Here is a 20,082-nt window from a genome sequence, read left to right on the forward strand (position 1 = left end):
ATAATAGGGCCCTATTATTCTCAGCATACAAACTATTTATACGTGATTAAAGATCAAAATTCAATTATTGACCTTTATTTTTTTTGATGATTTCTTCAGAAATTGATTTCGGTACTTCTTCATAGTGATCGAAGTGCATTGAGAACACACCACGGCCTTGCGTATTTGAACGCAATGAAGTTGCATAACCGAACATCTGTGCAAGAGGTACCATAGAACGAACAACTTGTGCGTTTCCGCGAGCGTCCATACCTTCTACGCGGCCTCGGCGTGACGTAATGTCACCCATGATATCCCCAAGGTATTCCTCAGGAATAACAACCTCAACGCGCATGATAGGCTCAAGAAGAACTGGATTAACTTTAGAAATTGCATTTTTAAGTGCCATAGAAGCAGCTACTTTAAATGCCATTTCATTCGAGTCAACATCATGGTAAGATCCGTCGAACAAACGAGCTTTGATATCGATCAAAGGATATCCGGCAATAACACCGTTGTCTAGAGAGTCGCGAAGACCCGCTTCAACTGCTGGGATGTATTCACGCGGAACAACACCACCAACGATACCATTTTCAAATTCAAAACCTGCTCCTTCTTCGTTTGGAGAGAACTCAATCCAAACGTGTCCGAATTGTCCACGTCCACCTGACTGGCGCACGAATTTACCTTCAACTTTAGCAGACTGACGGAATGTCTCACGGTAAGATACCTGAGGTGCACCCACGTTAGCTTCTACGTTGAATTCACGACGCATACGGTCAACTAGGATATCAAGGTGAAGTTCACCCATACCCGCGATGATTGTTTGGCCAGTTTCCTGGTCAGTATGCGCACGGAAAGTTGGATCTTCTTCTTGCAATTTAGCAAGGGCTTGACCCATTTTATCTTGATCGGCTTTAGATTTAGGCTCCACAGAAAGTGAAATAACTGGTTCTGGGAATACCATACGCTCAAGAATTACTTGTTGTTTCTCGTCACTTAACGTATCACCTGTTGATGTATCTTTAAGGCCGATAGCAGCAGCAATATCTCCGCAATATACTTCAGCGATTTCTTCACGAGAGTTTGCATGCATTTGTAGGATACGTCCAACGCGCTCACGCTTACCTTTAGAAGAGTTCTGAACATATGAACCAGATTTAAGAGAACCAGAATACACACGGAAGAAAGTTAACTTTCCAACATATGGATCTGTCATTACTTTAAACGCAAGCGCTGAGAATGGCTCGTCTTCGCTAGGTTTACGTAATACTTCTTCGTCTGAGTCCGGAAGAACACCAGTCATTGGTGGTACGTCTAATGGAGATGGTAGGTAATCAATTACTGCATCAAGCATTAATTGAACCCCTTTGTTTTTAAATGCAGTTCCGCAAACTACTGGATAAAACTCAACGTCTAGTGTTCCTTTACGGATACCAGCTTTAAGTTCTTCAACAGTAATTTCTTCGCCACTAAGGTATTTTTCCATCAAATCTTCGTCAAGCTCAGCAACAGCTTCCACTAATTTAGTGTGCCATTCCTCAGCAAGTTCTTTGTGATCTTCAGGAATCTCACCTTCAGTAATTTCAGTTCCTAAATCGTTAGCGTAGAAATGTGTTTTCATTTCAACTAAATCAATGATTGCTGAAAAGTTATCTTCTGCGCCGATTGGCAACTGAATCGGGTGAGCATTAGCTTGTAGACGCTCATGCAACGTACCTACAGAGTATAAGAAGTCCGCGCCGATTTTATCCATTTTGTTGATAAATACGATGCGTGGAACTCCGTAAGTTGTAGCTTGACGCCAAACAGTTTCAGTTTGAGGCTCAACACCTGATTGAGCATCAAGAACTGTAACCGCACCATCAAGTACGCGCAACGAACGTTCAACTTCAACAGTGAAGTCTACGTGTCCTGGAGTATCAATAATGTTAACACGGTGTTCTTTCCATGAAGCCGTTGTAGCAGCAGACGTAATTGTAATTCCGCGCTCCTGCTCTTGCTCCATCCAGTCCATTTGAGAAGCACCTTCATGCGTTTCCCCAATTTTGTGGATTTTACCAGTGTAGTATAAAATACGCTCCGTAGTAGTCGTTTTACCAGCATCGATGTGTGCCATGATCCCGATATTACGTGTTTTGTCTAAGGAGAACTCTCTAGCCATGTTGTTTTTCTCCTTCCGTTTCGGATTAAGATGTAAACATCTCGAAAGAAATTACCAGCGATAGTGAGCAAATGCTTTATTTGCTTCCGCCATTTTATGAATATCTTCGCGTTTCTTAACAGCTGCACCAGTGTTGTTAGCAGCATCTAAAATTTCATTAGCCAAACGCTCTTCCATTGTTTTCTCTCCACGAAGACGTGAATAGTTTACAAGGTAGCGAAGACCTAGAGTTGAACGACGTTCTGGACGAACTTCAACCGGCACCTGGTAGTTTGCACCACCAACACGGCGAGCGCGTACTTCAAGAACTGGCATAACGTTAGCCAAAGCTTGTTCGTATACTTCAATTGGATCTTTACCGCTGCGTTCTTTAACTAACTCAAACGCTCCGTATAAGATTTTTTGTGAAGTACCTCTTTTTCCGTCAACCATCATTTTATTAATTAAGCGTGTCACCAATTTTGAATTATAAATTGGATCTGGCAACACATCACGTTTAGCTACAGGACCTTTACGAGGCATGTATGTTCCTCCTTTCAACGAATTCTCTTCGTTAATTTAAGATATTATTTTTTTACTTTAGGACGTTTAGTTCCGTATTTAGAACGGCTTTGCATACGGCCGTTTACTCCAGCTGTATCAAGTGCTCCACGTACGATATGGTAACGTACACCCGGTAAATCTTTTACGCGTCCGCCGCGAAGAAGAACTACACTGTGCTCTTGAAGGTTGTGACCTTCTCCAGGGATGTAAGCATTAACCTCAATTTGGTTTGTCAAACGTACACGCGCATATTTACGCAATGCGGAGTTTGGTTTTTTCGGTGTCATTGTACCAACACGAGTACATACTCCACGTTTCTGTGGTGATGTCACGTTAGTTTGAGCCTTTTTGAAGCTGTTATACCCTTTGTTTAGCGCTGGTGAACCCGATTTAGTAGTCTTCGGTTTACGAGGCTTGTTAACTAATTGGTTAATTGTAGGCATCGATTTTTTCCTCCTCTCAAAAGGTGTTCTAATACCACATATCCAGGTGGTTCATTTTTGGGTAAAAAACAAAGTCTTTGTGATTTACACAAAAACTGTTATCCAGTAATCGCCACAGCAGCTGCACCGACATTAATGCCATATGCTTTGCCAAGCTTCAATCGTGAATCTGCAAATCCGATCCGAATACCTTTTTCTAAAGCTAGTTGGATAATCTGTTCGGTCATTCGATCGTCTGCGTCTTTTGCCACTATTATCTCTTGGACAATACCGCTTTTTATTGCTTTTACTGTCTGCTTTGTACCGATGATCATTTCACTTGTCTGTTTTACTTTTTCATTAGACATTCACATATCCTCCAAAGCGTTAGACCGTTAACCATCAACCCTTAACATGTTATCATTCTATGCTAATGCTGTCAACTGAATTCTTAAAAAATCCCGAGGAGATTATTTAGAACCTCCCCGGAATCTAATACATTCATTTTATGACTCTGTACCGACACTTTCTTGCTTCGCCGCTTTTTCGCTTTGAGCAATTCTGATTTGACGGTAACGCTGCATTCCTGTTCCAGCTGGAACAAGTTTACCGATAATAACGTTCTCTTTCAATCCTAGAAGCTCATCACGTTTCCCTTTAATCGCTGCATCTGTTAAGACGCGAGTCGTTTCTTGGAAAGATGCGGCTGATAAGAATGATTCTGTTTCAAGAGAAGCTTTTGTAATCCCTAGAATTACGGGACGGCTTGTCGCTGGTAAGTTACCTTCTAGAACCGCTTTAACATTAGCTTCAGTAAATTGATGAATATCCAAAAGTGAACCTGGTAGCAATTCAGTATCACCGGCTTCAATTACGCGAACTTTACGGAACATTTGACGAACCATAACTTCTACGTGCTTATCGCCGATTTCAACACCCTGCATACGGTATACTTTTTGAACTTCTTTCAATAGATAAACTTGAACAGCTTGAACGTCTTTTACTTGTAGCAATTGTTTCGGATCAATTGAACCATCTGTCAATACTTCGCCTCGAACAATAGCATCGTCTACTTGAACCTTGATACGAGCATTATAAGGTGCTAAGTATTTACGCGTTTCAACGTCACCTTGAATCGTTACTTCTTTTTGGCCTTCGCGAATTTCGTCAATTTCAGTAACGGTACCTGTAATTTCAGAAATAACGGCTTGACCTTTCGGATTACGCGATTCAAATATTTCTTGGATACGCGGAAGACCTTGTGTAATATCGTCTCCTGCAACACCGCCTGTATGGAATGTACGCATCGTAAGCTGAGTTCCTGGTTCTCCGATTGATTGAGCCGCAATAATACCAACTGCTTCGCCCACTTCAACTTCGTCTCCAGTTGCCAAGTTCGTTCCGTAACATTTCTTACAAATACCGTGTTTTGTGTTACATGTAAACGCAGAACGAATTGTCACTTCTTTAATGCCTGCCTCAAGAATGAGACGAGTCAAGTCTTGTGTGATCAGTTCATCTTTCGCTACAATAATCTCTTTAGTTTCCGGATGGCGAATTGTTTTCTTAGCATGACGACCAACGATACGCTCGTGCAGCTCTTCAATCACTTCTGTGCCTTCCATTAACGCCCCTACCAACAAGCCTCTATCAGTTCCGCAGTCATTTTCGCGAACAATTGCATCTTGTGCAACATCTACTAAACGACGAGTTAAGTAACCAGAATCGGCTGTTTTAAGTGCTGTATCGGCAAGACCTTTACGAGCACCGTGAGTTGAGATGAAATATTCAAGTACTGTCAATCCTTCACGGAAGGATGATTTGATCGGAAGTTCGATAATACGCCCAGCCGGGTTGGCCATCAATCCGCGCATACCAGCAAGCTGTGTAAAGTTGGAAGCATTACCACGAGCTCCGGAATCACTCATCATAAAGATTGGGTTTAAGTTATCAAGAGATGCCATCAGTTTGCCCTGAATGATATCTTTTGCATTACTCCAATACGAAATGACACGTGCATAGCGTTCTTCTTCTGTAATCAATCCACGACGGAATTGTTTCATTACTTTGTCTACATTTTCTTGTGCGCTAATTAAAATTTCTCCCTTGTCTGGAAGAACTACAATATCTGACACACCAACAGTAATGCCGGCTTGTGTCGAATACTTAAATCCAAGACTCTTCATGCGATCTAGCATTTTTGAAGTTTCCGTAATATGGAAACGTTTAAATACTTCAGCAATAATTTCTCCGAGAATTTTCTTTTTAAATGGCGTTACAAGTTCGGCTTCTTCAATATGCTTGCGAATATCCGTTGTTGTAGCAACAAAGTATTTCGCTGGCGTTTCCACCTGCAAGTTAAAGTCAGTCGGTTCATTGATATATGGGAATGACTTCGGCAGAATTTCATTGAAAATAATTTTACCAACAGATGTCAACAAAAGCATTTTGTTTTGTTCTTCTGTGAACGTCGGGTTGTTAACAGCTCCAGCTTGAATCGCAATACGTGTATGCAAATGCACATGGCCTGTTTGATAAGCGATCATGACTTCTTCAGGTCCTGAGAAAGTAGCGCCTTCTCCTGTAGCACCTTTACGCTCAAGTGTTAAGTAATAGTTTCCTAAAACCATATCCTGAGATGGTGTTACAACAGGTTTTCCGTCTTTTGGATTCAAAATGTTTTGAGCTGCAAGCATTAGTAGTCTTGCTTCTGCTTGTGCTTCAGATGATAAAGGTACGTGAACAGCCATTTGGTCACCATCGAAATCGGCATTGTATGCAGTACATACAAGCGGGTGAAGGCGAATTGCTTTTCCTTCAACTAACGTTGGTTCAAATGCCTGAATACCTAGTCTGTGAAGAGTTGGTGCTCGGTTCAATAGAACCGGATGCTCCTTGATAACATCTTCCAGTACATCCCAAACTTCAGAATGAAGACGTTCGATTTTACGTTTTGCGCTCTTAATGTTATGAGCCAATCCACGTTCAACCAATTCCTTCATCACAAAAGGTTTAAACAATTCAATTGCCATTCCTTTTGGCAAACCACATTGGTACATTTTCAAGTTAGGTCCAACTACGATTACTGAACGGCCTGAATAATCTACTCGTTTACCAAGAAGGTTTTGACGGAAGCGTCCTTGTTTACCTTTTAACATATGAGAAAGAGATTTCAATGGACGGTTACCAGGTCCAGTAACCGGACGGCCACGACGACCATTATCAATTAATGCATCAACAGCTTCTTGAAGCATGCGTTTTTCGTTTTGAACGATAATGCTTGGTGCACCAAGATCCAAAAGACGTTTCAAACGGTTGTTCCGGTTGATTACACGACGATAAAGGTCATTTAAATCGGAAGTCGCAAAGCGGCCTCCATCTAATTGAACCATCGGACGAAGTTCAGGTGGAATAACAGGAAGCACATCTAAAATCATCCAATCAGGGTTGTTTCCTGAGTTACGGAATGACTCAACGACTTCAAGGCGTTTAATCGCACGAGTACGACGTTGACCTTGTGCCGTTTTTAACTCTTCTTTTAAAGAATCCGTTTCGCGCTCAAGGTCAATTTCTTGTAACAGACGTTTGATTGCTTCTGCTCCCATAGCCGCTTGGAATTTCTTGCCAAACTTATCACGGTAAGCGCGGTATTCTTTTTCAGATAAAAGCTGTTTCTTTTCAAGTGGTGTATCTGCAGGATCGATTACTACATAAGAAGCAAAGTAAATTACTTCTTCAAGTGAACGCGGTGACATATCTAAGATAAGTCCCATGCGGCTCGGAATTCCTTTGAAATACCAAATATGTGAAACTGGAGCAGCTAATTCAATATGCCCCATGCGCTCGCGGCGAACTTTTGAACGTGTAACTTCAACGCCACAACGATCACAGACAACACCTTTATAACGAACACGTTTGTATTTACCACAATGACATTCCCAATCCTTCGTAGGACCGAAAATACGTTCGCAGAACAAACCATCTTTTTCAGGTTTTAGTGTACGGTAATTGATTGTTTCTGGCTTTTTGACTTCTCCATAAGACCATGAGCGAATTTTATCGGGTGACGCTAATCCGATCTTCATATACTCAAAATTATTAACATCTATCAAGGAGCCTACCTCCCTTTTGTCTCGAGTTTCTGTACGGCTCTTCCTCGGTAATGGCTAAGCGAATAAATGGAGAACGGCCGGTTACAGCCGTTCGAATCCAATCGTTATTAATCAATTGTTCCAACCGGTGCTTCTTTATCTGCGATTGGTAGGATATTTAATGAATCCGCAGGCTGAAGATCTTCTTCTTCATCCAAATCGCGTAATTCAATTTCTTCATCATCAATCGTCAACATCTTAACGTCCATACCTAAACTTTGAAGCTCTTTGATTAGAACTTTAAATGATTCCGGTACACTTGGTTCCGGTACACTTTCGCCCTTAACAATTGCTTCATACGTTTTCACACGACCTACAACATCATCCGACTTGACTGTTAAGATTTCTTGTAATGTATGTGCAGCACCATATGCTTCTAGTGCCCATACTTCCATCTCACCAAAACGCTGTCCACCGAATTGTGCTTTACCACCCAGTGGTTGTTGAGTAACCAATGAGTAAGGTCCAGTTGAACGGGCATGCAATTTATCGTCAACCATGTGAGCAAGTTTGATCATGTACATGATCCCTACAGACACACGGTTATCGAACGCTTCCCCAGAACGGCCATCATAGAGAATCGTCTTACCATCAAGTGGCATACCTGACTCTTCCATTGTTTCCAACACATCTTCTTCATTCGCTCCATCAAATACAGATGAAGCCATATGAATTCCAAGTGAACGAGAAGCCATTCCAAGATGCAATTCAAGCACCTGACCGATATTCATACGAGACGGTACACCCAGTGGGTTCAACATAATGTCGACTGGCGTGCCATCAGGCATGAATGGCATATCTTCTTCAGGTAAAATCCTTGAAATAACACCTTTGTTTCCGTGACGACCGGCCATTTTATCACCCACAGAAATTTTACGTTTCTGAACGATGTATGCGCGGACTAGCTGATTAACACCCGGTGGTAACTCATCTCCATCTTCACGGTTGAAGATTTTAACGTCTAATACAATACCGCCAGCACCGTGAGGAACTCGCAACGATGTATCGCGAACTTCGCGTGCTTTTTCACCAAAAATAGCATGAAGAAGACGTTCTTCAGCAGTTAATTCAGTAACGCCTTTAGGTGTTACTTTACCAACTAGAATATCTCCATCTTTTACTTCAGCTCCGACACGGATAATTCCACGGTCATCCAAGTTACGTAATGCATCTTCCCCTACGTTCGGAATATCGCGCGTAATTTCTTCTGGCCCAAGTTTTGTATCACGTGAATCAGATTCGTACTCTTCTATGTGGACAGATGTGTAAACATCGTCTTTCACTAAACGTTCACTCATGATGATCGCATCTTCGTAGTTAAAGCCGTCCCACGTCATGAAGGCTACCAGTACGTTTCTTCCCAATGCCATCTCTCCGCGCTCCATTGAAGGTCCATCGGCTAGAATATCACGTTTAGAAATACGGTCTCCAACTTTAACGATTGGGCGTTGGTTATAACTTGTCCCTTGGTTCGAACGAACGAATTTCTGCAATCTGTAGACATCCAAGTCACCCTTAACTTCATTGCCATCCACAACTTCGATGCGGCGAACTGAAATTTCTTTTGCTTCCACAAACTCTACAATACCGTCATTTTTTGCCACCACAGCTGCACCAGAATCACGTGCCGCCAAATGTTCCATTCCAGTTCCTACAAAAGGAGCTTCCGGATTTAACAAAGGAACTGCTTGACGTTGCATGTTCGCTCCCATTAATGCTCGGTTGGAGTCATCGTTTTCTAGGAACGGAATACAAGCTGTTGCTACGGAAACGACCTGCTTCGGAGAAACATCCATATAGTCAATGCTGCCGCGTTTGTAAATTGTGTTTTCCCCGCGGAAACGTGCCACAATGCCTTCTTCAACAAATGATCCATCGTCATTTAATTTCGAGTTGGCTTGAGCGACTACATAGTTATCTTCTTCATCCGCAGTCAAGTAATCAATATGCTGTGTAACTAAGCCAGTTTCACCATCTACACGACGATAAGGAGTTTCAATGAAACCGAACTTATTCACTTTCGCAAATGTTGAAAGTGTATTGATCAATCCAATGTTCGGGCCCTCAGGGGTTTCAATTGGACACATACGGCCATAATGTGAATAGTGAACGTCACGCACTTCAAAACCTGCACGTTCACGCGTTAAACCACCGGGCCCAAGAGCCGATAGACGGCGTTTGTGTGTCAATTCAGCAAGTGGATTCGTTTGATCCATAAACTGAGAAAGCTGAGAACTACCGAAGAACTCTTTAATTGATGCAATAACCGGGCGGATATTGATCAATTGTTGAGGTACGATGGCTTGTGTATCGTTAATCGACATACGCTCACGTACGACGCGCTCCATACGAGACAAACCAATACGGAATTGGTTTTGTAAAAGCTCACCTACTGAACGCAAACGGCGGTTACCAAGATGATCAATGTCATCTGTGTTTCCAACACCGTAAAGAAGGTTAAAGAAGTAACTAATAGAAGAAATAATATCCGCTGGCGTTACATTTTTAATCTTATCTTCTATATAAGCATTACTAATCACAGTGATTTCTTTTTGATCTTCGTTGTTCGGCGCATAAATTTTAATCGACTGTAAAGTAACTTCACCTTCTAGAACGCCACCTACTTGAGAAACCGTATGGAAACCAACACCGTTTTCTAAGTTTGGAATTAAACGATCCAGTACACGACGATCAATTAATGTCCCTGCTTCAACTAAAATTTCACCTGTTTCAGGATCTGCCAATGTTTCGGCAATTGTTTGGTTGAAAAGACGGTTTTTAATATGGAGCTTTTTGTTCATTTTGTAGCGACCAACATTTGCTAAGTCATAGCGTTTTGGGTCGAAAAAGCGTGAATATAGTAAGCTCTTCGCACTTTCAACCGTTGGTGGCTCACCAGGGCGCAAGCGTTCATAAATTTCAAGAAGCGCCTTTTCTGTGCTCTCTGTATTATCTTTTTCAAGTGTGTTTTGAAGGAATTCGTTATCTCCAAGCAAATCAATGATTTCTTGGTCTGATCCAAATCCAAGAGCTCTTAAAAGAACTGTTACTGGCAATTTACGTGTACGATCAATTCTGACATACACGACATCTTTCGCATCTGTTTCGTACTCCAACCATGCTCCACGGTTAGGTATAACAGTTGCTCCAAAGCCTTTTTTACCATTTTTATCTGTCTTGTCGTGGAAATAAACACTTGGCGAACGAACTAACTGGGAAACGATAACGCGTTCTGCGCCATTGATGACGAAAGTACCCGTTTCTGTCATTAATGGGAAATCTCCCATGAAGACATCCTGCTCTTTTACTTCATCTGTTTCTTTGTTGTGCAGACGCACTTTAACACGCAAAGGTGCTGCGTAAGTAACGTCGCGCTCTTTCGATTCATCGACTGGATACTTCGGTTCCGCGAGACTGTAATCAACAAACTCGAGTGATAGATTCCCTGTGAAATCTTCAATCGGTGAAATATCTCGGAACATTTCGCGAAGCCCTTCTTCGAGAAACCATTCATAAGATGATGATTGAATTTCGATCAAGTTCGGAAGATCCAGCACTTCACTGATTCTCGAAAAACTTCTGCGTTGACGATGTTGACCGTACTGAACTAGTTGACCTACCAACTTATTCACCCCTCAATAAAACGATTATAGGTCTTTGCGATTTCTACAAAATAGTGTATGATATCGAAAAGACAAAAAGAAAACGAGGCTAAAATAGCTCATTTTCGGTTTACACGTGATTAGCTCTGTCGCCATGCCAAGCCCGAAAAAGGGCAAACGACCTCAAAATAATAAATTTTGCATTTCATTATAATAACACAGGCGTTTTGTCAAGTCAAATTTTTCTGGCTTCAAAAATAAAGTAACCTTTCTTCTTATCAACCACTCTTACTTCTCCGAAAAGTTCTTCTAATTTCACTTGTGTAGAAGGAGCACCCTGCTTTTTCTGAATAACTACCCACAATGATCCACCATCCATTAACTTTGCAGCTGCTTCTTCATAAAAACGGAAAATAGTTTCTTTTCCAGCCCTAATTGGCGGATTTGTTAGGATAGCTGAGAAATCATCAATTTCAACCGCAGCTAATCCGTCACTTTCATAAATCTGGACATTGGAGATCTCATTTTTTTCAACATTTGTTTTCGCTAGTTCAATAGCTCGTGTATTCACATCTATCATATGAACTTGTTTTTGAGGAAATGCTTTTGCGATTGCCATCCCGATCGGCCCGTAACCACAACCCACATCCAGCATAGGTCCATCAATATCAGCTTCTCTGAATGCCTCGATTAATAAACGCGAACCAAAATCGACTTCACTTTTGCTGAAAACTCCTGTATCGGTTTGGAATCGGAATTTTTCGCCGCGTAACACATCTGTCCACTCTCGAGGATTGCTTTTTATTTGAGGATTTTTAGAATAATAATGTTGAGACATATAACGTCCTCCTTGCATTCACCTTATTACGGACAATGTCCGCCCTGCAAATAAATTTAAAAAGAAGAAAAGCCCGTCGGTATACACTGACGAGCTTTCCTTTCTTTTTTATGAATTCATGAAATTACTTAACTTCTACTGAAGCGCCAACTTCTTCAAGTTTGCCCTTCATTTCTTCAGCGTCTTCTTTAGATACGCCTTCTTTGATTGCTTTAGGAGCTTCGTCTACAAGTGCTTTCGCTTCTTTAAGACCAAGACCAGTGATTTCGCGTACTGCTTTGATTACTTTGATTTTTGAATCGCCTGCAGAAGTAAGAATAACGTCAAATTCAGTTTGTTCTTCTTCAGCAGCAGCGCCAGCACCAGCAGCAGCAACAGGAGCAGCAGCAGTTACGCCGAACTCTTCTTCGATTGCTTTTACTAGGTCGTTTAGTTGAAGAACTGTCATTTCTTTGATTGCGTCTAAGATTTGTTCTTGTGTCATTATAGTTTCCTCCTATTGATAGGTAATATTTTTTGTCTTGCTTAGCCGGCTAACTTATTAAGCGCCTTGTTCTTCTTTTTGATCTGCAACTGCTTTTGTTGTAGCTGCAAAGTTGCGGATTGGAGCTTGTAGTACGCTGAGTAGCATAGATAGCAAGCCATCACGTGATGGAAGTTCTGCCAATGCTTTCATATCGTCAGCAGATGCGACTACGCCTTCAATAACGCCCGCTTTGATTTCAAGCGCTTCATTCGCTTTAGCGAAGTTATTGATGATTCTTGCTGGTGCTACTACATCTTCGTTAGAAAATGCAATTGCGTTTGGTCCTGTAAAGTGTTCGTTGATTGCTTCAAGTCCGTGCATTTCAGTCGCACGACGAGTCATTGAGTTTTTGTAAACTTTAAACTCAACGCCTGCTTCACGAAGCTGTTTACGAAGTTCTGTTAATTGTGCAACGTTCAATCCACGGTAATCAACAACTACAACTGACGCTGCAGCATTGAATTTATCAGCGATTGTTTGCACGACAACTTTTTTCGTTTCAACTGCTTTGCTCATTTTGGCACCTCCTATAGATTTTTCATTTATACCGTCCATAAGAAAAGCCTCTGGTCCATTACAGACACAGAGGCATAAAATCAGCATCAAAAAGATGTTTACTGAATTCATCATGTCCTCGGCAGGGATAAATTAAGCGACTAGCGCCCCTACTGTCTGCGGTACAAATGGGTATTTCACAACTCCGCTAGTATAGCAGAGCAGAAATACGATGTCAATATATTATTTAGCAACTACTTTAGATGGATCCACTTTAACAGCAGGCCCCATTGTAGTAGTAACGTTTAATGATTTGATGTACGTACCTTTAGCAGAAGATGGCTTCGCTTTTAATACTACGTCATAGATCGCTTCTAAGTTTTCAGCAAGTTTGCTGTCATCAAAAGAAACTTTCCCGATTGGCGCATGGATAATACCTGTTTTGTCTGCACGGTATTCCACTTTACCCGCTTTGATTTCTTGAACAGCTTTCGTTACGTCAAAAGTAACTGTACCTGTTTTAGGGTTTGGCATTAAGCCTTTTGGTCCTAAAACGCGTCCAAGTTTACCAACTTCACCCATCATGTCAGGAGTTGCAACGATCACGTCGAAGTCAAACCATCCTTGTTGGATTTTTTGGATATATTCAGCGTCGCCTACGAAATCAGCACCAGCTGCTTCAGCTTCTTTAAGTTTTTCGCCTTTAGCAAAAACCAATACGCTTTGAGTTTTACCAGTTCCGTTTGGAAGTACTACTGCCCCACGGATTTGCTGGTCGTTCTTACGCGTGTCGATTCCTAGACGGAAAGCCACTTCCACTGTAGCGTCAAAGTTCACCGTGCTTGCTTTTTTCGCAAGTTCGATTGCTTCTTTCGCTTCGTATTGTTTTGAGCGGTCGATTAATTTTTGTGCGTCTTGCAATTTTTTGCCTGTTTTAGCCATTTTAAACGTCCTCCTTGTTGTGGTATAACGGAATGAACCTCCCACGATTAAAGGCTGCGCGGTTCATGATGAACTGCGCAACCCATCCAAAAACAACTACTAGAATTAGTCTTCGATTGTAATGCCCATACTGCGAGCAGTACCTTCAACCATCAACATTGCAGCTTCTACTGAAGCAGCATTTAGATCTGGCATTTTAGTTTCTGCTATTTCGCGAACTTTGTCGCGTTTCACAGTCGCTACTTTATTGCGGTTCGGTTCGCCTGAACCTGATTCAATACCGGCTGCTACTTTTAATAGAACAGCTGCGGGCGGAGTTTTCGTAATGAATGTAAATGAACGATCTTCAAATACTGAAATCTCAACTGGAATGATCAGTCCTGCTTGATCTGCCGTACGCGCGTTAAACTCTTTACAGAATCCCATGATGTTAACACCTGCTTGACCCAATGCTGGACCAACTGGTGGCGCTGGATTAGCTTTTGCTGCAGGTATCTGCAATTTTACAACTTTAACAACTTTTTTAGCCACGAAACACACCTCCTTAAGTCCGTGATGTGGTAATAGGGTTGCCCCTCCCACTCAATATCTGTCTGTCAACGATGTTGATAGAATTAGCTAAATTGTACAGAGTGTCCTATGACAGTCTGACCTTTGAAATAATACCATTAATAATTCAGAATAGCAAGGGACTTTTATACTTTTTGAACTTGCTCGAAATCCAGTTCCATTTTGGTTTCGCGACCGAAGATGTCAATCGCTACTTTTACTTTGCCTTTTGTATCATCAATTTCCTCGACTTTTCCTTGGAAATTAGCAAATGGCCCTTCCATTACTTCAACTGTATCCGCAACCGCAAAGTCAATGTCCACTTTGCGTTCTGTCATACCCATTTGTTTCAAGATAAATTCAACTTCTTCATCTAATAACGGCGTTGGTTTTGCTCCTCCACCTGATGAACCGATAAATCCTGTAACACCCGGTGTATTTCTGACTACATACCAAGATTCATCTGTCATGATCAATTCAACCAAAACATATCCCGGGAAGGTCTTACGCATTACTGTACGCTTTTTACCATCTTTAAAATCTGTTTCTTGTTCTTCGGGAATGATGACGCGAAAGATCAGATCTTCCATACCCATTGTTTCGACACGCTTTTCTAAATTTGCTTTAACTTTGTTTTCATACCCGGAATACGTGTGGACTACATACCAATTTTTCTCCATAATCGTGCGGACTAAACGTCCATCCCTCCTTTTTAACCAAATGAAAAAACCCGTTCTCATAGAATGACGGGCTATTTTTTATGCGTTATTCTTATCGAACAACTTATAATGCTACGAACCAACGGAATAATTCCGAGATGCCTGCATCGACTATTGTGAAAAAGAGAGCCATAAAAATACAAGTAGAAAGAACAACGATTGTATAACGAGTTAGTTCTTTTCGTTTCGGCCAGCTTACTTTCCGCATTTCCGAAACGACATTTTTAAAGAAACCGCTAATGTTACCCATTATTTTAAAAACCTCCGAATTTCAAAATCACTCTATATCGCCCGGCATTCAGTTAAATTCATATCGTTTGTTTATGCACGGTATGCTCATTGCAATGAGCACAGAATTTTTTGAGTTCCAAACGTGTGCTAGCTTCTGCTTTCGCAGGAACCGTATAATTACGAGATGCACATTTTGAGCAGCTTAATACAATTTTTTTGACCACAGTATCACCTTATTTATATTTAAAGCTTTTTCAAGGTTATCACCTTAAAACAGCCCTGTCAACCGCACTTCAGGAGCTTGGCATCTCATTGATCTGTAAGTGACGCTCAAGTTTTCTCTTGACTCGCTGTAATGCGTTATCAATTGATTTTACATGGCGTTCAAGCTTTTCTGAAATTTCTTGATAAGATTGACCATCTAAATAAAGGGCTAACACTTCACGTTCCAGTTCACTTAGTACTTCTCCCATTTTTTCTTCCATATACTGAAACTCTTCGTTATGAATGACCAAATCTTCCGGATCGTCTACGCCATTGCCCGTCAGTACATCCATTAAAGTCCGGTCAGACTCTTCATCGTAAATTGGCTTGTCCAACGAGATATACGAATTTAACGGAATATGCTTCTGTCGAGTTGCTGTTTTAATAGCGGTGATGATTTGACGAATAATACATAATTCCGCAAATGCACGAAACGAAGATAATTTATCACTTTTAAAATCCCGAATCGCCTTGTATAAACCAATCATGCCTTCTTGAATAATGTCTTCTTTGTCAGCGCCGATCAGAAAATACGAGCGGGCTTTCATTCGAACAAAAGGACGGAACTTTGTAATCAAAAAATCCAGTGCTTCCGTATTTCCACTGTGGACTAAACTGACAAGTTCCTCATCTGTCATACCGGTGAATCGTTGGGGCTGAACTTGATCATGATTTTCCACGGGTGATCCCTCCGATTGCGTGAGCCTCGATATCTTCAGTATACAGGAAGAAAAAAATGAGCGTCAACCGTTCATTTCAAGCCTCTTCGCCATTTTTCGAAAATTTCCGCTACTTCTCCAGACAGCGGTATTTTTGAAATCCCGCGCTGCTCCTGGATTTCTTTTACTTTTTTAGTGATGTTCTCCTGTATTTCAGTCATTTCAATTTCTAGTTCTCTTGCTGAAATTCGTAGAGCTCCTTTACCAAAAATAACCCATTGCTCTGTTAAATCCGAAGTCGCTACATAAACTTGGTCGCGGCGAGTATGCAAGCTTGTCGCCAATTTTTCGATCCGTTCATCTGCCGTTTCGCTTTCTTTTGTGTAAATGACTTCAACATCGTGGTGCAGATTTTTGGCTTCAATTCCCGGAACAAGATGAGCGTCAAAAACGATGATAACACGCCATCCCTTATAGCTCCGGTATTCAGCCATCCGCTCAATAAGACGATCTCTGGCATTCGCCAATTTATCTTTTTTCAGTTCCTGCAGTTCGACCCAGTCTCCAATGATATTGTATCCATCAACCAGCAGAATATTCATGGCATTAATCCAATGGATTGCGCTTTCTATAAACTTCGTACATCAACAAGCTTGCTGCTACTGACGCATTAAGCGACGTGACATGACCTACCATAGGCAATTGATAAAGAAAATCACATTTTTCACGCAAAATCCGACTCATGCCTTTGCCTTCGCTACCAATAATAACGGCTAGTGGCAAAGATGCATCCATTTTTCGGTAATCAACCGACTCTTTTGCATCAGTACCGGCAATCCATACCCCGCGCTTTTTTAGTTCATCTACAGTTTGTGACAAGTTATTAATGCGCACGACTGGCACATGCTCAATCGCGCCCGTTGAAGCTTTTGCCACAACCCCAGTCAAACCAACTGCACGACGCTTTGGAATAATCAAACCATGAACGCCAATTGCATCCGCTGTTCTCATGATAGACCCTAAATTATGCGGATCTTCTAGCTCATCTAAGATCAAGAAAAATGGATCTTCACTCTTTGCCGAAGCTGCGTCAAACAAATCATCCAGACTTGCGTAATTATAAGCAGCTACTGCTGCTGCGATTCCTTGATGATTAGTATCCGTCAAACCGTCAATTTTTTTCTTTGGAACTGACTGGACAATGACGCCTCTGTCTTTTGCCAACTGCAATAATTCAGTAATGCCTTTTTTCTGGACACCTTCAGCAATCCAGATTTTATTAATATCCCGGTCTGCTCGTAACGCTTCGAGTACGGGGTTCTTACCGCCAATTATTTCCGGTGCCAACTCTTCTTCAGTCATTTCAATCCGCCTCCCAGCTCTTCAATGATCTCAATCGCATAGGAAATGATTTCGTCCACACGCGCTTGTTCTTCTTTTAAATACAACCAGCCCAGTACCGCTTCAAAAGCGGTACTGAAATTATAAGTTTGTACATCGGTATTTTTTGGTACGGACCCAGACTTGGCGTTGCGTCCTCTTCTCATGATCGCCAATTCGGCTTCTGTTAAAAACCCTTCTTCTGTCAGCCGCTTTAACACCACTGCTTGCGCTTTAGCAGAAACGAAAGTAGTTGATTGGCGATGCAAAATATTCGGTTTTGAACGGCCAGAGCGCAATAAATGCTCACGTACTGCTTGCTCATAAACCGCATCTCCCATATAGGCAAGAGCAAGTGCATTGAGTTGATCTACATCGTTTTTTCGTAAAATAGTCAATTTATTGCCCTCGTTTCCAGCGTGTCCCTTGCGCTGTATCTTCTAAAATGATATTTTTTTCTTTGAATAAATCACGGATTTCATCTGCCCGTGCAAAGTCACGATTTTTACGCGCTTCAATGCGTTCGATCATCAAAGCTTCTACTTCTTCGTCTAGCAGTTCTTTTTTCTGACTGAACGGTAAGCCTAAAACACCAGCCAACTCATCAAACACTGCGAGGAATGTTTCCAAAACCGTTGTTGCTGTTTGTTTTTCCAATAAATACGTATTGGATAAGCGAGATAAGTCGAAAAGACTAGAAATCGCATTTGCTGTATTAAAGTCATCATCCATTGTTTCAATAAACGCCGCTTTAATCGTGTCGATTTTGTTAATCCAACTATCTGAATGGTCGCCGAGGTCAGCAGACACACTCAATCGGTGATTTAAGTTAGCATAAGCTGTACGCAGTCGCTCTAGTCCAGCAACTGCATCTTCTACTAATTGCTGCGAGTAGTTGATTGGGTGACGGTAATGAACCGACAACATAAAGAAACGTAGCACTTGTGGGTCCATCTCTTTTAATATATCGGTTACCAACACAAAATTATTCAGCGACTTCGACATTTTTTCATTATCAATATTGATATACCCGTTGTGCATCCAATAACGCGCAAATGGCTTGCCAGTGAACGCTTCAGATTGAGCAATTTCATTTTCGTGATGCGGGAACGTTAAATCTTGTCCACCTGCGTGAATATCAATCGTATCACCCAAATGTTCGCGCGCCATTACCGAGCACTCGATGTGCCAACCTGGACGCCCTTTCCCCCATGGGCTATCCCATGAAATTTCTTTTGGTTTGGCCGCTTTCCATAGCACGAAATCTAGCTCATCTTCTTTTTTATCCCCTGTTTCAATACGAGCACCAATCTTCAACTCATCAACTGATTGATGAGACAACTTGCCATAACCTTCAAATTTGCGCGTTCTATAGTAAACGTCGCCTTGAGACTCATAAGCATAGCCTTTTTCAATCAATGCCTCGATAAACTCAATAATTTGCACCATGTGATCGGTTACTCGCGGATGAACATCTGCTTCTGCACACCCCAGTGCCTGTGTATCTTCAAAATAAGCAGCGATGAAACGCTCTGCAATTTCAGGAACTTCCTGACCCAGTTCATTTGCTGCTTTGATTAATTTGTCGTCTATATCTGTAAAATTGGATACATACTTCACGTCATAACCGCGGTATTCTAAATGACGACGAACGGTGTCATAAACGATGACCGGACGCGCGTTACCAATGTGAATATAATTATAAACAGTCGGTCCGCAGACATACATTTTCACTTTACCCTCTTCTAATGGAATAAAGGTTTCTTTTTGTCTGGATAATGAATTAAAAATTTGGATTGTCATAAACGACGCCCTTCTTCCTGTGTTACTTGTTTTAGTTGTTCGATTTCCTGTTGCAATTTAGCAATTTTTGCTTCCATCCCATCACATTTATCCATAACAGGGTCTGGCATATGTTGATGGTTTAAATCTTGTTTTACTTTCATACCATTTTGAATGACCACTTTGCCTGGAATTCCGACTACCGTAGAATTCATCGGGACATTTTTTAAAACGACCGATCCGGCTCCAACTTTGGAATTAGCACCAATAATAATAGAACCTAACACTTTGGCGCCTGTCGCAACTAAAACATTATCTTCTAATGTCGGATGACGTTTACCACGTTCTTTACCTGTACCACCTAATGTGACACCTTGATACAAAGTAACATTATCACCGATTTCACAAGTTTCTCCAATAACAACACCCATACCATGGTCAATAAAAAACCTGCGGCCAATAACGGCACCTGGATGAATTTCGATGCCTGTAAAAAAGCGGCTAATTTGCGAGATCACACGGGCAATAAAAAACAATTTATTCTTAAAAAAGAAATGTGCTAATCGATGTGCCCAAATAGCATGGAGACCGGAATAAGTTAACATAACTTCCCAATAATTACGCGCCGCCGGGTCTTGTTCAAAAATGACATCCACATCATCTTTCAATAACTTAAACATTTGTCTCGCTTCCTTTCTGATCCAAAATAAAAAGCGCCCCTGTCATATACATGACAGAGACGCTTAGTTGCGCGGTTCCACTCTGATTAAAAGAACAGCTCGTCCTTTTCTCTCGAAAGCCTATAACGCAGGCAAAACGTCTGGTCTACTTGATTC

20 protein-coding genes and 2 other annotated features (1 of these 22 cut by a window edge) are annotated in these 20,082 nt (G+C 41.5%); all 20 genes read right to left on the minus strand.

Going from position 1 to position 20,082, the window contains the following annotated elements:
• Positions 1-64 precede the first annotated feature (64 nt).
• Positions 65-2,143: an elongation factor G gene (gene fusA / locus AUO94_RS08150; RefSeq protein WP_058386735.1), complete on the minus strand. Its 2,079-nt coding sequence runs from the start codon at positions 2,141-2,143 to the stop codon at positions 65-67.
• A 51-nt stretch (positions 2,144-2,194) separates the two neighbouring features.
• A complete protein-coding gene (gene rpsG, locus AUO94_RS08155; protein WP_058386736.1) occupies positions 2,195-2,665 on the minus strand; it encodes a 30S ribosomal protein S7 in 471 nt (156 codons plus the stop codon).
• Positions 2,666-2,709: 44 nt separating this feature from the next.
• Positions 2,710-3,129, minus strand: a complete 420-nt coding sequence (rpsL, locus tag AUO94_RS08160) for a 30S ribosomal protein S12 (RefSeq protein WP_058386737.1) — start codon at positions 3,127-3,129, stop codon at positions 2,710-2,712.
• Between the two features lie 98 nt (positions 3,130-3,227).
• Positions 3,228-3,476 (minus strand): ribosomal L7Ae/L30e/S12e/Gadd45 family protein, encoded by a 249-nt coding sequence (locus AUO94_RS08165; RefSeq protein WP_058386738.1) that lies wholly within the window; start codon positions 3,474-3,476, stop codon positions 3,228-3,230.
• 138 nt (positions 3,477-3,614) lie between these two features.
• Positions 3,615-7,220: a DNA-directed RNA polymerase subunit beta' gene (gene rpoC, locus AUO94_RS08170; protein WP_058386739.1), complete on the minus strand. Its 3,606-nt coding sequence runs from the start codon at positions 7,218-7,220 to the stop codon at positions 3,615-3,617.
• 107 nt (positions 7,221-7,327) lie between these two features.
• Entirely contained in the window at positions 7,328-10,882 is a 3,555-nt protein-coding gene (gene rpoB / locus AUO94_RS08175) for a DNA-directed RNA polymerase subunit beta (protein WP_058386740.1), read from the minus strand.
• Between the two features lie 214 nt (positions 10,883-11,096).
• Entirely contained in the window at positions 11,097-11,699 is a 603-nt protein-coding gene (locus tag AUO94_RS08180) for a class I SAM-dependent methyltransferase (RefSeq protein WP_058386741.1), read from the minus strand.
• Between the two features lie 124 nt (positions 11,700-11,823).
• Positions 11,824-12,183 (minus strand): 50S ribosomal protein L7/L12, encoded by a 360-nt coding sequence (gene rplL / locus AUO94_RS08185; protein ID WP_058386742.1) that lies wholly within the window; start codon positions 12,181-12,183, stop codon positions 11,824-11,826.
• Between the two features lie 57 nt (positions 12,184-12,240).
• Positions 12,241-12,741 carry a 50S ribosomal protein L10 gene (gene rplJ, locus AUO94_RS08190; protein WP_058386743.1) on the minus strand — a complete coding sequence of 167 codons (501 nt, stop codon included), beginning with the start codon at positions 12,739-12,741 and terminating at the stop codon, positions 12,241-12,243.
• 31 nt (positions 12,742-12,772) lie between these two features.
• Positions 12,773-12,921, minus strand: a sequence feature (ribosomal protein L10 leader region).
• 42 nt (positions 12,922-12,963) lie between these two features.
• On the minus strand, positions 12,964-13,662 hold the full coding sequence (rplA, locus tag AUO94_RS08195) for a 50S ribosomal protein L1 (protein ID WP_058386744.1): 699 nt from the start codon (positions 13,660-13,662) through the stop codon (positions 12,964-12,966).
• A gap of 105 nt (positions 13,663-13,767) precedes the next feature.
• Positions 13,768-14,193: a 50S ribosomal protein L11 gene (gene rplK, locus AUO94_RS08200; protein ID WP_006828906.1), complete on the minus strand. Its 426-nt coding sequence runs from the start codon at positions 14,191-14,193 to the stop codon at positions 13,768-13,770.
• 164 nt (positions 14,194-14,357) lie between these two features.
• Positions 14,358-14,891 carry a transcription termination/antitermination protein NusG gene (nusG, locus tag AUO94_RS08205; protein ID WP_058386745.1) on the minus strand — a complete coding sequence of 178 codons (534 nt, stop codon included), beginning with the start codon at positions 14,889-14,891 and terminating at the stop codon, positions 14,358-14,360.
• A 103-nt stretch (positions 14,892-14,994) separates the two neighbouring features.
• Positions 14,995-15,180, minus strand: coding sequence for a preprotein translocase subunit SecE (gene secE / locus AUO94_RS08210; protein WP_058386746.1), 186 nt, complete (start codon positions 15,178-15,180; stop codon positions 14,995-14,997).
• A 58-nt stretch (positions 15,181-15,238) separates the two neighbouring features.
• Positions 15,239-15,385, minus strand: coding sequence for a 50S ribosomal protein L33 (rpmG, locus tag AUO94_RS17025; protein WP_078080010.1), 147 nt, complete (start codon positions 15,383-15,385; stop codon positions 15,239-15,241).
• A 69-nt stretch (positions 15,386-15,454) separates the two neighbouring features.
• Positions 15,455-16,105: an RNA polymerase sporulation sigma factor SigH gene (sigH, locus tag AUO94_RS08215; protein WP_058386747.1), complete on the minus strand. Its 651-nt coding sequence runs from the start codon at positions 16,103-16,105 to the stop codon at positions 15,455-15,457.
• Between the two features lie 71 nt (positions 16,106-16,176).
• The gene (locus AUO94_RS08220; RefSeq protein ID WP_058386748.1) at positions 16,177-16,686 is read right to left on the minus strand and encodes an NYN domain-containing protein; all 510 of its coding nucleotides are present in this window, start codon (positions 16,684-16,686) and stop codon (positions 16,177-16,179) included.
• A gap of 4 nt (positions 16,687-16,690) precedes the next feature.
• A complete protein-coding gene (rlmB, locus tag AUO94_RS08225) occupies positions 16,691-17,446 on the minus strand; it encodes a 23S rRNA (guanosine(2251)-2'-O)-methyltransferase RlmB (protein WP_058386749.1) in 756 nt (251 codons plus the stop codon).
• A complete protein-coding gene (locus AUO94_RS08230; protein ID WP_058386750.1) occupies positions 17,443-17,862 on the minus strand; it encodes a Mini-ribonuclease 3 in 420 nt (139 codons plus the stop codon). The genes rlmB and AUO94_RS08230 overlap by 4 nt, the downstream gene beginning before the upstream one ends.
• Before the next feature lies 1 nt (position 17,863).
• Positions 17,864-19,267, minus strand: coding sequence for a cysteine--tRNA ligase (cysS, locus tag AUO94_RS08235; protein WP_058386751.1), 1,404 nt, complete (start codon positions 19,265-19,267; stop codon positions 17,864-17,866).
• Positions 19,264-19,926, minus strand: a complete 663-nt coding sequence (gene epsC / locus AUO94_RS08240; RefSeq protein ID WP_058386752.1) for a serine O-acetyltransferase EpsC — start codon at positions 19,924-19,926, stop codon at positions 19,264-19,266. The genes cysS and epsC overlap by 4 nt, the downstream gene beginning before the upstream one ends.
• A gap of 52 nt (positions 19,927-19,978) precedes the next feature.
• Positions 19,979-20,082 (minus strand) — a binding site (T-box leader) (it continues 114 nt past the right edge of the window).

The organism is Planococcus kocurii, from assembly GCF_001465835.2.
Lineage (GTDB): Bacteria > Bacillota > Bacilli > Bacillales_A > Planococcaceae > Planococcus > Planococcus kocurii.

Bases quoted from the DNA above. Each gene is read 5' to 3' on its own strand.
- fusA (WP_058386735.1), bottom strand. From the start codon at position 2,143: ATGGCTAGAGAGTTCTCCTTAGACAAAACACGTAATATCGGGATCATG.
- rpsG (WP_058386736.1), bottom strand. From the start codon at position 2,665: ATGCCTCGTAAAGGTCCTGTAGCTAAACGTGATGTGTTGCCAGATCCA.
- rpsL (WP_058386737.1), bottom strand. From the start codon at position 3,129: ATGCCTACAATTAACCAATTAGTTAACAAGCCTCGTAAACCGAAGACT.
- AUO94_RS08165 (WP_058386738.1), bottom strand. From the start codon at position 3,476: ATGTCTAATGAAAAAGTAAAACAGACAAGTGAAATGATCATCGGTACA.
- AUO94_RS08180 (WP_058386741.1), bottom strand. From the start codon at position 11,699: ATGTCTCAACATTATTATTCTAAAAATCCTCAAATAAAAAGCAATCCT.
- rplL (WP_058386742.1), bottom strand. From the start codon at position 12,183: ATGACACAAGAACAAATCTTAGACGCAATCAAAGAAATGACAGTTCTT.
- rplJ (WP_058386743.1), bottom strand. From the start codon at position 12,741: ATGAGCAAAGCAGTTGAAACGAAAAAAGTTGTCGTGCAAACAATCGCT.
- rplA (WP_058386744.1), bottom strand. From the start codon at position 13,662: ATGGCTAAAACAGGCAAAAAATTGCAAGACGCACAAAAATTAATCGAC.
- nusG (WP_058386745.1), bottom strand. From the start codon at position 14,891: ATGGAGAAAAATTGGTATGTAGTCCACACGTATTCCGGGTATGAAAAC.
- secE (WP_058386746.1), bottom strand. From the start codon at position 15,180: ATGGGTAACATTAGCGGTTTCTTTAAAAATGTCGTTTCGGAAATGCGG.
- AUO94_RS08220 (WP_058386748.1), bottom strand. From the start codon at position 16,686: ATGAATATTCTGCTGGTTGATGGATACAATATCATTGGAGACTGGGTC.
- rlmB (WP_058386749.1), bottom strand. From the start codon at position 17,446: ATGACTGAAGAAGAGTTGGCACCGGAAATAATTGGCGGTAAGAACCCC.
- cysS (WP_058386751.1), bottom strand. From the start codon at position 19,267: ATGACAATCCAAATTTTTAATTCATTATCCAGACAAAAAGAAACCTTT.
- epsC (WP_058386752.1), bottom strand. From the start codon at position 19,926: ATGTTTAAGTTATTGAAAGATGATGTGGATGTCATTTTTGAACAAGAC.